The organism is Streptomyces sp. NPDC094147, from assembly GCF_044764265.1.
Classification (GTDB): domain Bacteria; phylum Actinomycetota; class Actinomycetes; order Streptomycetales; family Streptomycetaceae; genus Streptomyces.
The window spans coordinates 71,806-85,337 of sequence record NZ_JBIWHT010000023.1 but is presented as its reverse complement, the minus strand read 5'-3'; the positions used below and the strand labels follow the sequence as shown (position 1 = coordinate 85,337).

Annotated in this window: 15 protein-coding genes; 8 read left to right on the top strand and 7 right to left on the bottom strand. The window is 72.2% G+C overall.

Annotation, left to right across the window (positions count from 1 at the left end):
• Nucleotides 1-176 precede the first annotated feature (176 nt).
• Nucleotides 177-908 carry a SigE family RNA polymerase sigma factor gene (locus tag ACIQ8J_RS27355; protein WP_403268774.1) on the bottom strand — a complete coding sequence of 244 codons (732 nt, stop codon included), beginning with the start codon at nucleotides 906-908 and terminating at the stop codon, nucleotides 177-179.
• A gap of 229 nt (nucleotides 909-1,137) precedes the next feature.
• On the opposite strand from ACIQ8J_RS27355, the gene afsQ1 reads away from it, so the two are divergent.
• From afsQ1 to ACIQ8J_RS27330, 5 genes are all read left to right on the top strand, one after another.
• Nucleotides 1,138-1,815, top strand: coding sequence for a two-component system response regulator AfsQ1 (gene afsQ1 / locus ACIQ8J_RS27350; RefSeq protein ID WP_189962928.1), 678 nt, complete (start codon nucleotides 1,138-1,140; stop codon nucleotides 1,813-1,815).
• 49 nt (nucleotides 1,816-1,864) lie between these two features.
• A complete protein-coding gene (locus ACIQ8J_RS27345; RefSeq protein WP_403268772.1) occupies nucleotides 1,865-3,370 on the top strand; it encodes a sensor histidine kinase in 1,506 nt (501 codons plus the stop codon).
• A complete protein-coding gene (locus ACIQ8J_RS27340) occupies nucleotides 3,367-3,990 on the top strand; it encodes a hypothetical protein (RefSeq protein WP_403268769.1) in 624 nt (207 codons plus the stop codon). The genes ACIQ8J_RS27345 and ACIQ8J_RS27340 overlap by 4 nt, the downstream gene beginning before the upstream one ends.
• 108 nt (nucleotides 3,991-4,098) lie before the next feature.
• Complete coding sequence (locus tag ACIQ8J_RS27335; RefSeq protein WP_403268766.1) at nucleotides 4,099-4,650, top strand: VanZ family protein; 552 nt, start codon at nucleotides 4,099-4,101, stop codon at nucleotides 4,648-4,650.
• Nucleotides 4,651-4,749: 99 nt separating this feature from the next.
• The gene (locus ACIQ8J_RS27330) at nucleotides 4,750-4,953 is read left to right on the top strand and encodes a PspC domain-containing protein (RefSeq protein WP_403268763.1); all 204 of its coding nucleotides are present in this window, start codon (nucleotides 4,750-4,752) and stop codon (nucleotides 4,951-4,953) included.
• 31 nt (nucleotides 4,954-4,984) lie between these two features.
• Here the strand turns inward: ACIQ8J_RS27330 and ACIQ8J_RS27325 are convergent, their stop codons facing one another.
• The 3 genes from ACIQ8J_RS27325 to ACIQ8J_RS27315 all read right to left on the bottom strand — a co-directional run bounded on the left by ACIQ8J_RS27325 (nucleotide 4,985) and on the right by ACIQ8J_RS27315 (nucleotide 7,410).
• Entirely contained in the window at nucleotides 4,985-5,677 is a 693-nt protein-coding gene (locus tag ACIQ8J_RS27325) for a hypothetical protein (protein ID WP_403268760.1), read from the bottom strand.
• Nucleotides 5,678-5,755: 78 nt separating this feature from the next.
• On the bottom strand, nucleotides 5,756-6,130 hold the full coding sequence (locus tag ACIQ8J_RS27320; RefSeq protein ID WP_403268758.1) for an ATP-binding protein: 375 nt from the start codon (nucleotides 6,128-6,130) through the stop codon (nucleotides 5,756-5,758).
• Between the two features lie 125 nt (nucleotides 6,131-6,255).
• Nucleotides 6,256-7,410 carry an adenosine deaminase gene (locus ACIQ8J_RS27315; RefSeq protein ID WP_403268755.1) on the bottom strand — a complete coding sequence of 385 codons (1,155 nt, stop codon included), beginning with the start codon at nucleotides 7,408-7,410 and terminating at the stop codon, nucleotides 6,256-6,258.
• 114 nt (nucleotides 7,411-7,524) lie between these two features.
• Between ACIQ8J_RS27315 and ACIQ8J_RS27310 the strand changes: the two genes are divergently transcribed.
• Entirely contained in the window at nucleotides 7,525-8,289 is a 765-nt protein-coding gene (locus tag ACIQ8J_RS27310; RefSeq protein ID WP_403268753.1) for an alpha/beta hydrolase family protein, read from the top strand.
• Nucleotides 8,290-8,294: 5 nt separating this feature from the next.
• Here ACIQ8J_RS27310 and ACIQ8J_RS27305 read toward each other — a convergent pair whose 3' ends face one another.
• Nucleotides 8,295-9,191, bottom strand: coding sequence for a LysR family transcriptional regulator (locus ACIQ8J_RS27305; protein ID WP_403268750.1), 897 nt, complete (start codon nucleotides 9,189-9,191; stop codon nucleotides 8,295-8,297).
• 120 nt (nucleotides 9,192-9,311) lie between these two features.
• On the opposite strand from ACIQ8J_RS27305, the gene ACIQ8J_RS27300 reads away from it, so the two are divergent.
• The gene (locus ACIQ8J_RS27300; protein WP_403268748.1) at nucleotides 9,312-10,595 is read left to right on the top strand and encodes an MFS transporter; all 1,284 of its coding nucleotides are present in this window, start codon (nucleotides 9,312-9,314) and stop codon (nucleotides 10,593-10,595) included.
• Nucleotides 10,596-10,686: 91 nt separating this feature from the next.
• Nucleotides 10,687-11,691, top strand: coding sequence for a sigma-70 family RNA polymerase sigma factor (locus ACIQ8J_RS27295; protein WP_403268745.1), 1,005 nt, complete (start codon nucleotides 10,687-10,689; stop codon nucleotides 11,689-11,691).
• A gap of 201 nt (nucleotides 11,692-11,892) precedes the next feature.
• Here the strand turns inward: ACIQ8J_RS27295 and ACIQ8J_RS27290 are convergent, their stop codons facing one another.
• Nucleotides 11,893-12,204: an STAS domain-containing protein gene (locus ACIQ8J_RS27290; RefSeq protein ID WP_403268742.1), complete on the bottom strand. Its 312-nt coding sequence runs from the start codon at nucleotides 12,202-12,204 to the stop codon at nucleotides 11,893-11,895.
• A gap of 33 nt (nucleotides 12,205-12,237) precedes the next feature.
• Complete coding sequence (locus tag ACIQ8J_RS27285; protein WP_403268739.1) at nucleotides 12,238-13,515, bottom strand: thymidine phosphorylase; 1,278 nt, start codon at nucleotides 13,513-13,515, stop codon at nucleotides 12,238-12,240.
• Between the last annotated feature and the right edge of the window lie 17 nt (nucleotides 13,516-13,532).

Sequence of the window (13,532 nt, the reverse complement as noted above, 5' to 3'; positions counted from 1 at the left end):
CGGCGGGGGCGGGGCCGGGGGCCCCCCCCGCCGGCCGCCGCCGCCTACCCCCCCCGGCCCGCGGCCCCCCCCCGGCCCCCCCACCCCGGGGGGGGGCCCGCGCCCCCCCCCGCTTCCCCCGTTCCCCCCGCGGGTCCCCGTGCCCCCGTGGACCCCGCTTCCCCTCCCCCAGACCTTCAGGCCACCAGCTCGCCGAAGGACTCCTCCTCGTCACGGCCGAAGCTGAGGACCTCGTCCTCGCGCAGCCGGCGCAGCGAGCGCCAGATGCTGGACTTCACCGTGCCGACACTGATGTCCAGTATGTCCGCGATCTCCGGGTCGGTACGCCCCTCGTAGTAGCGCAGGACCAGCATCGTGCGCTGCAGTTCGGGAAGGCGGGCCAGCGCCTGCCAGAGCACCGCGCGCAGTTCGGTGCCGCGCATCGCGTCCGTGTCGCCGACCGTCTCCGGCAGCTCCTCGGTCGGGTACTCGTTCAGCTTGCGCCGCCGCCAGGCGCTGATGTGCAGGTTCGTCATGGTCCGGCGCAGATAGCCGCCGACCGCCGCCTTGTCACTGATCCGGTCCCAGGCCCGGTAGGTGGAGAACAGCGCGCTCTGGAGCAGGTCCTCCGCCTCGTAGCGGTCGCCGGTCAGGTGGTAGGCGGTGGCGTACAGGGAGGCGCGGCGTTCCTGCACGTAAGCGGTGAACGCCGCGTCGGCATTCACAGTTTCCGACAGGCTCTTCCGCTCCCCCGTGGCCTCCCTGTACGCCGCTTCCGCGTCAACGACCGTCATGTACGACGTGTGCTGACGCCCGGTGCCGCGAGCGCACCCCCGCCCGCTCACGGCCCCGGACTTCTCGCCGCTCCGCACGACGTCGTGGAGACGCGTCACAACTGCGCTGGAGTTGGAGCTGTGCAGTGTGTTCATCTTGCGCCCCCCGTCGGTGGAGTCTGTTTCATCGGTGTTCCTGGCTACGGGGAAGAGCCTGCCTGGGCCACTTCATCGACGTGTCCGCCGACTGTCACAGGCCTGTCACAGCGGTCGCGTCGCACGGAAGGGCGGTCGCGGGTGGCGGCACCTCCCCGCTCGGGCGCGGCCGAGAGCTTGGGGGAGACGGGGGTCGTACTCCTCTCCCCCATGGGTCAGAATGACCTCCGTGCCTTTCCTGTTGCTGATCGAGGACGACGACGCCATCCGCACGGCCCTCGAACTCTCCCTGTCGCGTCAGGGCCACCGTGTGGCCACTGCGGCGACGGGAGAGGACGGCCTGAAGCTGCTGCGCGAGCAGCGGCCCGACCTGATCGTGCTGGATGTGATGCTGCCCGGGATCGACGGCTTCGAGGTGTGCCGCCGGATCCGGCGCACCGACCAGCTGCCGATCATCTTGCTCACCGCGCGCAACGACGACATCGACGTGGTGGTCGGACTGGAGTCCGGCGCCGACGACTATGTGGTCAAGCCGGTCCAGGGGCGGGTCCTCGACGCCCGGATCCGGGCCGTCCTGCGGCGCGGCGAACGCGAGTCCACCGACTCGGCGGCGTTCGGCAACGTGGTGATCGACCGGGCCGCGATGACCGTCACCAAGAACGGCGAGGACCTCCAACTCACCCCCACCGAGCTGCGGTTGCTCCTCGAACTGAGCCGGCGGCCCGGACAGGCGCTGTCCCGCCAGCAGTTGCTGCGCCTCGTCTGGGAGCACGACTACCTCGGCGACTCCCGCCTCGTCGACGCGTGCGTGCAGCGGCTGCGGGCCAAGGTCGAGGACGTACCGTCCTCCCCGACGCTGATCCGTACGGTCCGCGGCGTCGGCTACCGCCTGGACACCCCCTCGTGAACCCGCCGCACCACCCCGATCAGTGGCACGACCCAGGTAAGCAGGACATGTGAAGCGAGCAACCCTCGCCGGTCTGCGCTGGACCAGTCTGCGGCTGCGGCTCGTCGTCGTGTTCGCGCTCGTCGCGCTGACCGCGGCCGTCTCCGCGTCCGGCATCGCGTACTGGCTCAACCGCGAGGCGGTACTGGTCCGTACGCAGGACTCGGCGCTCAACGACTTCCGCCAGGGCATGCAGAGCCGGGCCGCCGCGCTGCCCCTGCAGCCGACCGAGCACGATCTCCAGGTGTCCGCCAAGCAGATGGCCGACAGCAGCAACTCCCGTTACAACGTGCTGCTGGTGGACGAGCGCGCCCCCGGCAAGCCGATCGTGGGGGCCTCCAACGTGGACGGGTTCACGCTGGACGACGTGCCCCGATCGCTCCAGGACGCGGTCACCAAGAAGCAGAAGGTCACCGAGACCAACGCCTACCCGTACCACCTGTTCTGGCAGCGGATCACCCTGCACGGCCACCCCTATCTGGTCGGCGGCACGAAGGTCATCGGGGCCGGTCCCACCGGCTACATGCTGGCCCCGCTCGACCAGGAGCGGCGCGATCTCAACTCGCTCGCCTGGTCGCTGGGCATCGCCACCTTCCTCGCGCTGCTCGCCTCCGCGCTGCTCGCGCAGGGGGCCGCCACCACCGTGCTGCGGCCGGTGCAGCGGCTCGGGGACGCGGCCCGCCGGCTCGGCGAGGGCAAGCTCGACACCCGCCTGCGGGTCTCGGGCACGGACGAACTCGCCGATCTTTCAAGGACGTTCAACCGGACCGCCGAGGCCCTGGAGAAGAAGCTCACCGACATGAGCGCACGCGAGGAGGCGAGCCGCCGGTTCGTCGCCGACATGTCGCACGAGCTGCGCACCCCGCTGACCGCGCTCACCGCCGTCGCCGAGGTCCTGGACGAGGAGGAGGACAGCCTCGACCCGATGATCGCGCCCGCCGTGAAGCTCGTGGTCTCCGAGACCCGGCGGCTGAACGTCCTGGTCGAGAACCTGATGGAGGTCACCCGCTTCGACGCGGGCACCGCCCGCCTGGTCCTGGACGACGTGGACATCGCCGACCAGATCACCGCGTGCATCGACACCCGGGCCTGGCTGGACGCCGTCGACCTGGACGCCGAGCGCGGCATCATGGCCCGCGTCGATCCGCGCCGTCTGGACGTCGTCCTCGCCAACCTGATCGGCAACGCCCTCAAGCACGGCGGCTCCCCGGTGCGGGTCTCGGTCCGCGTGGAGGGCGACGAGCTGGTGATCTCGGTACGCGACCACGGGCCCGGCATCCCCGAGGACGTGCTGCCGCATGTCTTCGACCGGTTCTACAAGGCCAGCGCCTCCCGCCCGCGCTCGGAGGGCAGCGGGCTCGGCCTGTCCATCGCGATGGAGAACGCGCACATCCACGGCGGCGACATCACCGCCGCCAACTCCCCCGAAGGCGGCGCCGTGTTCGTGCTGCGGCTGCCACTGGACGCCACCCCGCCCGCCGACACCGAGACGCCGGAAGGAGGCGCGGCGCAGTGAGAGGAAGACTTCGCCGGCCAGCCGCCGCGCTGGCCGGGCTGGTCGCGCTGGGCGCCGCCGCCACGGGCTGCGGCATCCGGCCCACCTCGGTCCCGGTCGACGCGGGCCCGGCCCCCTCCCGGGTGCCGTGCACGGTGCCGGGCAACGCGGTCGCCCCGCAGTTCGAGGGCGTCACCGTGCAGGTCTATCTGGTGTGCGGGGCCCAGCTGGTCACGGCCCAGCGGTCGGTGCGGACCCCGCAGACCCAGGGCGCGGCCGACCGGGTGCGGTTCGCGCAGGCGCTGCTCGGCGAGCTCACCGCCAAGCCGTCGGGCGACGAGAAGGACGCCGGGTACACCACGGAGGTGCCGGGGGCGCTCACCGTCACGGCCGCCCGCGCCAACGACCCGGCGGGCACCCTGCGGCTGAGCCGCAACCCGCAGGACCTCTCGGCCCTCGCGCTGTCGCAGCTGGTGTGCACGTACGCGGAGAACACCCCGACCGTGCCCGGCAGCGAGCAGGTCGTGCTCGGCGGGCCCGGCGAGGACCCGGCCCGCGGCTACACCTGCACGGCCGAGATGAAATCCCGCCCGGACAAGGTGCCGACCCTCGGCGAGATCCCGTCGCCCAGCCGGTCCTGAGGTCCGCAAGGAGTCTGCGGCGGTGGCCGCGGGCCCGGCCGTCGGGTGCGTACGGATTCACCCGGGTGCGGCGGAACCGATTCCGCCGCACCCCGCGTCTTGGGGGGCGTGCAGCAGCGTCATGGTCAGGACGGCAGCGCCGTCATCCGGTTCCGCGTGGTGGGATTCGTTCTCCTCCTCGCGCATCTGCTGCTCGTGGCGTGGACCTCGCTGCGGCCGCGGGACGTGATGTGGGTGACGGCCACCAATCTGACGCCGTTCGCCGGCATCAAGGCCGACCTCGCGCTCGGCCCGCTGGAGGCCGCCCACCAGATCGGCGAGGGCCTGCTGCTGCTCGCCCCGCTCGGGGTGCTGCTTCCCCTGGCGGGCGGCCGGCTCCACGTCTCCCCGCTCGCCTCTCTCCTGCGCACCGTGCTGGCCGGGGCGCTGATCTCGCTCGGCATCGCCCTGCTCCAGACCGCCGTGCCGGGCCAGGTCCCCGATGTGGACTCGCTGCTCCTGAACACCACCGGTGTCGCGCTCGCGCACCTCGCGGTGGTACCGGCGGGCCGGGGCGCGCTCCGCCGCAGGAACCAGCGCGAAAGGCCCGCCCCCGTCCTTCGGGAGGAGACTCCTCAGGGGCGGACCCCGACGATTCCCAGGGTCGGGATCGCACCGTAGTCCGACGCTTCGACCGCATCCGAGCGGGGAGTATGGAGGCATCGCGAGGGAGCCCACCAAGGAGCGGCTCCCCCATTTCAGCTCCCGAAGGAGCCTTCCATGAGCGCCCCTCTTCTCCGCCCTCTCGAAGGCCGCAGGCTCGGCGGGGTGTGCGCAGCGCTCGCACGGCGCTTCGGCATCTCCGCGACGACGATGCGCGTGATCTTCGTGCTCTCGTGCCTGCTGCCGGGGCCGCAGTTCCTGCTCTACCTGGCCCTGTGGGCGCTGATACCGGGCGAGAAGTCCCCGAGCACCGCCTGGTAGTCGGCCGCGCGGCGGCCCGTCGCGCAGGCGGTCAGTCGCGGACCGTACGGGCCAGCTTGCCGAGCTGTTTGTCGGCGATCTCGTGCGGCACGGTCACCGCGGGCGGCGCCTTGGCGGACAGGTTGATCGCCATGAACCGCACGACGGTCGCGCCCCGGCGCACCACGACGATGTGCACCGGGGCCGGCGCCCCCTGGGTGAGCACCCGCGCCGTCCAGCTGACGGACTCGCCGCCCTTCACCTCGTACGCCGTCGCACGCACCTCGGAGTACGCGGCCCTGCGGCCGTCGAGGACGGTGGAGAAACCGGCGGTGCAGCGGGACAGGGCCGTCCTCAGCTCGGTGATCAGGTGCCGGGCGTCCGCCGCGGCGTACGCGGAGAGCGAGGCGGAGACCGCGAGGCCGGGCACCGTCCGCGAGCCGAGGCCCCGGCTGACGGTTTCGCGGGCGTGGTCGTCGGGCCGGTCGCCCATGACCCCGGCGAGCGGCGCGCAGGCGGCGCGATCGGCTCTCGGGGTGCCCTCGGCGTCGTCGGGCAGGGGATCGGCAGAGACCTGGTAGCCGGGTACGTCGCCCGCTTCGAGGGCCGCCCGCCGGAGCGAGGTCGGCGCGCGGGCCGCGGCGCTGGTGGCTGCGGCGGGGGCGCCGGGAGTGCCACAGGCCGTCGGGGCGAGCAGCACGGGCAGCGTGAGCACCGCCGCGATGCCGGACGCCTTCCCACGCATGATCAAAACCCTACTCACGCGGCGCCGGGGCGCACACCCGGCTCACGGGTGTGCGCCCCGGCACGGCGCGAGGTGCGGTCAGCCGCTGAGACCGGGCAGACTGCCGGAGACGTTGCTCGCCACCGGGCCGGCGGGCAGTCCGCCGAGCAGTCCGGTGACCGGGTCGGAGTTGGTGCCGCTCGTGCTGGTGACGGTCTTGGTGGTGCCGCTCCTGCTGATGCCGCTCTTACTGGTGCCGCCCTTGCTGGTGCCGCCCTTCTGCTGCTGGCCGGTGGACGACTCGGGGGCCGCGGGCAGCGCCTTGTCGACGGTGCCGAACGGGGTGGCGGCGGTCACGCCGGACAGCGCCCCCACATGCGGGAGCGCGGGGGCGGCGGACGCCGTCCCGGCGGCAGCGGCGGCGAAAGCGGCACCGAGGGCAACGACACCGAGCGTCTTGGCAGACTGCTTCATCAGAAATTTATCCTTGGGGTGGGAAAAACGAGCGGCTATGCAAGCTAGTCAGCCGACGGCTCGGCCCGCAAATACGTGGAAACGGCCGGGAGTTCACACTCCCGGCCGTTTCCACGTTCCTAAGATCAGCCGCCCGCGGCCACAGAACCACTGGTCGCAGCCGTCTGCTGGAACAGCCATTCGGACTTCAGCTCGGCATAGCCGGGCTTGATCACGTCATTGATCATGGCCAGTCGTTCATCGAAAGGAATGAATGCTGATTTCATCGCATTGACGGTGAACCACTGCATGTCGTCCAGCGTGTAGCCGAACGCGTCCGCCAGGTGCTCGAATTCCTGACTCATGCTGGTGCCCGACATCAACCGGTTGTCGGTGTTGACGGTGGCCCGGAAGTGCAGCCTGCGCAGCAGCCCGATGGGGTGCTCGGCGTACGAACTGGCCGCCCCGGTCTGGAGGTTCGAGGTCGGGCACATCTCCAGCGGGATCCGCTTGTCGCGCACGTACGAGGCGAGCCGGCCGAGCTTGACACCGCCGTCGTCGGCGACCTCGATGTCGTCGATGATGCGCACGCCGTGGCCGAGCCGGTCGGCGCCGCACCACTGGAGCGCCTGCCAGATCGACGGCAGGCCGAAGGCCTCGCCCGCGTGGATGGTGAAGTGGTTGTTCTCGCGCTTGAGGTACTCGAAGGCGTCGAGGTGCCGGGTGGGCGGGAAGCCCGCCTCGGCGCCCGCGATGTCGAAGCCGACCACGCCCGAGTCCCGGTAGGAGTTGGCGAGTTCGGCGATCTCCAGGGCGCGGGCGGCGTGCCGCATCGCGGTGAGCAGCGCGCCCACCCGGATGCGGTGGCCGTTCTCGCGGGCCCGCCGCTCGCCTTCGCGGAAGCCCGCGTTGACGGCCTCCACGACCTCTTCGAGGCTGAGGCCCTGCTCCAGGTGCTGCTCGGGCGCGTACCGCACCTCGGCGTAGACGACGCCGTCCTCGGCGAGGTCCTCGGCGCACTCGGCGGCGACGCGGAACAGCGCGTCGCGGGTCTGCATGACGGCGCAGGTGTGCGCGAAGGTCTCCAAGTACCGTTCGAGGGAACCGGAGTCGGCGGCCTCCCGGAACCAGATGCCGAGCTTGTCGGCCTCGGTCTCGGGCAGACCGGCGTACCCGGTCCGTGCGGCGATGTCGATGATGGTCCCGGGACGCAGACCCCCGTCGAGGTGGTCGTGGAGCAGCACCTTCGGGGCACGGCTGATCTGATCCGGGGTGGGTACGGATGCGGTCTGGCTCGTCATCTGCGCACTCTAGCCCCTACGCGCGTAGATCATCGGGAGTGCGAAGCCCGTCGATACGTAACAGTGACCGTGCAGACGGGTGGAGTACACCTCGGCTTCTGAGACTGTTCTGCCATGGCACAGCAAGCGATTCCCCTGCCTGCTGCCCGGCTCGGACGGGCCGTCGGTGCGAGTGGCGACGGCGTGACGGTCAGCGGTGTGGTCCTCGTGCTCCCGGACGGCGATCCCGTCTCGGCACGCCGGCCTTCCCCCTTCGCGTACGCGGCCGCGCTGCCGCTGGCCCGCAGGCTGGCCAGGGACGGCCGCGCGGACGGCCTGGTAGCGCACGCCGTGCACTACCGGGGCCGGGGCTGGAACGGCGGCGAGGCGCGGCTCGCGACGGACGCCGAATGGGCCGCGGACGAGGTCGTACGCCGCTACGGGGACGTCCCCGTGTGCCTGGCCGGGCACGGCATGGGCGGTCGCGCGGCGCTGCGCGCGGCGGGCCATCCGGCGGTCAACTCGGTGCTCGCGCTGGCTCCTTGGGTCCCCGAGGACGACGTGGCGGCGGAATCGGAGCCGGTCAAGCAGCTGGTGGGCCGGCGCGTGATGATCGTGCACGGCACCAATGACGCGCGCAGCGACCCGGAGCTGTCCTACCGCCTTGCCGAGCGCGCCAAGAAGGCCAACCGGGACACCTGCCGCTTCGAGGTCCACTCGGACGGCCACTCGATGCGCCAGCACCGGCCCGAAGTCCACGCGCTGGCCGTGGACTTCGTGTTCGGCACCCTGTTCTCGCGCCCGTACTCCCGCCCGGTCACGGACGCCTTCGCGGCGCCGCCGCCGCTGGGGCTGCGGATGCCGCTGGCGGCCGGGTTCGGCAAGTCCCTGCACAAATAGGGGAGTTACTCGGGGATCAGCTTTCCGCGCCGGGACAGCAGGAAGGCCTTGAAGGCGGCGACCGGCGGGGTGTCGGGGTGCCCGTCCAGCCAGGCGACGCCGATCTCGCGCACCGCGCGCGGTGCGGTCACGGTCAGCTCCACGACGCCCGGCCGCGCCACCGCGGGCGGCGGGAGCAGCGCCACGCCGAGACCGGCCGCGACCAGTCCGCGCAGCGTCTCGGCCTCCTCGCCCTCGAAGGCGATGCGCGGCGCGAACCCGGCGTCGGCGCACAGGTCGTCGGTGATGCGGCGCAGTCCGTAGCCGGGTTCCAGGGTCACGAAGGTCTCGTCGGCCGCCTCGGCGAGCCGGACGCGCTTGCGGACCGCGAGCCGGTGGTCGTCGGGGACCACGAGACGCAGCCGCTGCTCGTCCAGGCGCCGGGCGACCAGATCGGGCGCGTCGGGCACCGGCGAGGTCAGACACAGATCGAGCTCCCCGGCCCGCAGCCGCTCGATCATCGCCTCGCCGTAGTTCTGCACGAGGGTGAAGCGGATGCGGGGATGGTCGACCCGGAAGGCGCGGATGAGGCCCGGCACGGTCTCGGAGCCCATGGTGTGCAGGAAGCCGAAGGCGACCTTGCCGGTGCCCGGGTCGGCGTCCGCGCGCACCGACTCGGCGGCCCGGCCGACCTCCGCGAGGGCCCGCTCGGCGGAGCCGAGGAAGGTGCGGCCCGCGGTGGTCAGCGAGACGGTGCGGCCCTTGCGCACGAACAGGGCGACGCCCAGGTCCTCTTCGAGCCGGACCATGGCGCGCGAGAGCGTCGACTGCGGCACGCCGAGTTCGTGGGCGGCGCGGGTGACGTGTTCGTGCCGGGCCACTCCGGCGAAGTAGGCGAGCCGCGGCGCAAGTGCCATAACCATGTCTTCTTCGTAACTGTTCAATGACACGCGCGCCCCTGACCTCGCCTTATGCGCTGATGGATCGATTGTGGCCCATCCACGCATTGGACGCATAAATGCAGGCAGGCCTACGGTCGTTCCATGCCTCCCGCCAGTACCGGGGCGTCCACCACCGTGGCCGCCTCGACCCAGCCGTCCCCCCGCCAGCTCACCCCGGGCGCCCCGGGCTACCGCCGGATGAGCTTCGCGCTCTTCGCCGCCGGTGTCGCCACCTTCGCGCTCCTCTACTCCACCCAGGCCCTGCTGCCCCTGATCTCCGCCGACCTCGGGGCCACGGCGAGCGCGGCGAGCTGGACGGTGTCGGCGGCGACCGGCGCACTGGCCCTGTTCGTACTGCCGCTCAGCGCGCTGTCCGAGCGGTTCGGGCGCACCCGGATGATGACGGTCTCGCTGGCGATCGCGGTCGCGGTGGGCCTCCTGGTCCCGTTCGCCCCCAGTGTGGGCTGGCTGGTGGCGCTGCGCGCCGTCCAGGGCGCCGCGATCGCGGGCCTGCCCGCCTCAGCGATGGCCTACCTCGCGGAGGAAGTGAAGCCGAAGGCGCTGGTCGCGGCGATCGGCCTGTTCGTCGCGGGCAACGCGATCGGCGGCATGAGCGGGCGGATCCTGACCGGCTGGGTGGCGCAGGCCTGGGGCTGGCGGGCGGCGCTGCTCTCGGTGGGCGCGCTGGCCGCGGTGTGCGCGGTCGTCTTCCGGCTGCTGCTCCCCAAGGCCCGTAATTTCACGCCGGGTTCGCTCAACCCGCGCGCCCTGGCCCGCACCGTGCGCGGTCACCTCGCCGACCCGCTCCTGGTGCGGCTCTACGGCATCGGCGCCCTGTTCATGACGGTGTTCGGCGCGGTGTACACGGTGATCGGCTACCGCCTCACCGCGGCGCCCTTCCACCTGCCGCAGGGCCTGATCGGCTCGATCTTCCTGGTCTACCTGGTCGGTACGGTCTCCTCCGCGGCGGCCGGCAAGCTGGTGGCCCGGGTAGGCCGGCGCGGCGCCCTGTACCTGGCGGTCTCGACCACGGCGGCGGGCCTGCTGCTGTCGCTTGCCGACTCGCTGCCGGCCATCCTGGCGGGCCTGGTCCTGATCACGGCGGGCTTCTTCGCGGGCCACGCGGTCGCCTCCTCCTCGGTGAGCCACACCGCCAAGCAGGGCCGCGCCCAGGCGTCCGCGCTCTACCAGTCCGCCTACTACCTGGGCTCCAGCGCGGGCGGCACGCTCGGCGCGGTCGCCTTCCACGCGGCGGGCTGGCCCGCCACGGTGCTGCTCGGCATCCTGGCCGTCCTCGGCGTCGTGTCGATCACCCTGTACGGCTCGCACGCGGCCCGCGCCGAGCGGCGCACCCACCGCCTGCACCTGGTGCACGCACCCCACTGACCTGCTCCTTCGTCGCCACCCGCGCGATTGTCAGTGGCGTCCGGTAGCTTCCGAAGTGCTGGAACCTTGAGGCGCGACATGGGGTGGACCGATGAGTGATCTGGCAGCGGCGGCGGATCTGGACGTACGCCTCGAAGGACACCGGACGGAGCTGACCGGGTACTGCTACCGGATGCTCGGCTCGGCCTTCGAGGCGGAGGACGCGGTGCAGGACACGCTGGTGCGGGCGTGGCGCAGCATCGACAAGTTCGAGGGCCGCTCATCGCTGCGCTCGTGGCTGTACCGCATCGCGACCAATGTGTGCCTGGACATGCTGAGCGCGGGGAACAAGCGGGCCAGGCCGATGGATCTGACGGCGGCGACGCCGGTCGCGCAGGCCCAGCTCAACTCCCGCCCGGAAGTGACCTGGTTGGAGCCGGTGCCGGACGGGCGGGTGCTGCCCGCGGTCGAGGATCCGGCGGAGGCGGCGCTCGCCCGGGAGTCGGTGCGGCTCGCGTTCGTCGCGGCCCTCCAGCATCTTCCGCCCAAGCAGCGGGCGGTGCTCATCCTGCGCGAGGTCCTCGCCTGGAAGGCCGCGGAGGTCGCCGAACTGCTCGGCACATCGGTCGCCTCGGTCAACTCGGCTCTCCAGCGGGCCCGTTCGACGCTCGCCGAGTCGGAGCCGAAGGAGACGGACCCGGCCGACCCGCTCGACGAGGAGCAGCAGAAGCTCCTGGAGCGCTATGTGGCGGCCTTCGAGGGCTACGACATGGCGGCGCTCACCGCCCTGCTCCACGAGGACGCCACGCTGTCCATGCCGCCGTACGACCTGTGGCTGCGCGGCCACGACGACATCGTGGGCTGGATGCTGGGCGTCGGCGCGGTCTGCCGCGGCTCCCGCCTGGTGCCGACGGTGGCCAACGGCACGCCCGCCTTCGCGCACTACCACGCGGACCACGAGAAGGGCGGCTTCACGCCCTGGGCGCTGATGGTGATCGAGACGAGCGGCGGCAAGGTCTCGGGCATCTGCTCGTTCCTGGACACCGCCCGCTGGTTCCCCCTGTTCAACCTGCCGCCCCGCTTGGACGAGGAGGGCAGGCCGACGGGCGACCTTTAGGGGGCCGCCTCAGGGGCACGGGCCACGCTGGCACGAGCGGGACGGGCCCGGCTGCCTCAGCAGCCGCGAGCCCACCCGCCTCAGCGGCCGCGCGCCCGGTCTCCTTCAGGGGCCGCGGGCCCAACCGCCTCAGGGGCGCGGGGAACTGCGCGACCGGCCACGGACGGCCCGCAGCCGACCGACCGGCCCAGACGGCCACGCTCAGTCGAGGAGGTTCAGCCCGGCCAGTTCGAGCAGAGCCCCCAGCCCGGCCCCGGCATTCCGCATCCGCAAGCGGCCCCCGGCCCGCCGGGCCGTGAGTCGCAGCCGGGCCACCGCCTCAACGGCGGCAAGGTCGGCCCGCGTCAGCGCGGCGAGGTCGCACACCACCTCCTCCACCCCGGCCCCGTACAGCACGCGCAGCCGCTCGCACAGGAGCGGAACGTCGGCGAAGGTGACGGGCCCGGGGACGACGAGGACGGTCGGTTCGGTGGCTTCCACACCGATGAGACCGCGGCACGCCGCGGAACTCATCGGTGGCGGATCCGGCCCGCAGTCAGACAGCCGTCAGGACAGCCGGTCCAGAACGATCGGGTTCGCCGTGAACGCGGTGCCCGCGGCGGCCACGTCGTACGCCCCCTCCAGGGACTTCAGCGCGTAGTCGAACTTCTCCGGGGTGTCCGTGTGCAGGGTCAGCAGCGGCTGGCCCGCGGTCACGGTGTCGCCCGGCTTGGCGTGCAGTTCGACGCCCGCGCCGGCCTGCACCGGGTCCTCCTTGCGGGCGCGGCCCGCGCCCAGGCGCCAGGCGGCCACGCCGACGCCGTACGCGTCCAGGCGGGTCAGGACGCCCGAGGAGGGGGCGGTGACCACGTGCTGCTCGCGGGCGACCGGCAGCGTCGCGTCCGGGTCGCCGCCCTGGGCCGCGATCATCCGGCGCCACACGTCCATCGCGGAGCCGTCCGCGAGGGCCTTCGCGGGGTCGGCGTCCTTGATGCCCGCGGCGTCCAGCATCTCGCGGGCCAGCGCGATGGTCAGCTCGACCACGTCGGCGGGGCCGCCGCCCGCCAACACCTCGACGGATTCCCGGACTTCGAGGGCGTTGCCCGCCGTGAGGCCGAGCGGGGTGGACATGTCGGTGAGCAGCGCCACGGTCTTCACACCACTGTCGGTGCCCAACGCGACCATGGTGGAGGCGAGTTCGCGGGCGTCCTCGATGTTCTTCATGAAGGCGCCGGAGCCGACCTTCACGTCAAGGACCAGGGAGCCCGTGCCCTCGGCGATCTTCTTCGACATGATCGAGGAGGCGATCAGCGGGATCGCCTCGACCGTGCCGGTCACGTCGCGCAGCGCGTACAGCTTCTTGTCGGCGGGGGCCAGGCCGTCGCCCGCCGCGCAGATCACCGCGCCGGTGGTGTCCAGGACGTGCAGCATCTCCTCGTTGGAGAGCAGCGCGCGCCAGCCGGGGATCGACTCCAGCTTGTCCAGGGTGCCGCCGGTGTGGCCGAGGCCCCGGCCGGACAGCTGCGGCACGGCCGCGCCGCAGGCCGCGACCAGCGGGGCGAGCGGCAGGGTGATCTTGTCGCCGACGCCGCCGGTGGAGTGCTTGTCGGCGGTGGGGCACGACAGCGCGTCGAAGTTCATGCGCTCGCCGGAGGCGATCATGGCCGCCGTCCAGCGGGCGATCTCCGTGCGGTTCATGCCGTTGAGCAGGATCGCCATGGCGAGGGCGGACATCTGCTCATCGGCGACCTCGCCGCGCGTGTACGCGTCGATGACCCAGTCGATCTGCTCGGGAGACAGCTCGCCCCGGTCTCGCTTGGTGCGGATGACGGAGATGACGTCCATGGCATTCCTTCCGGCTT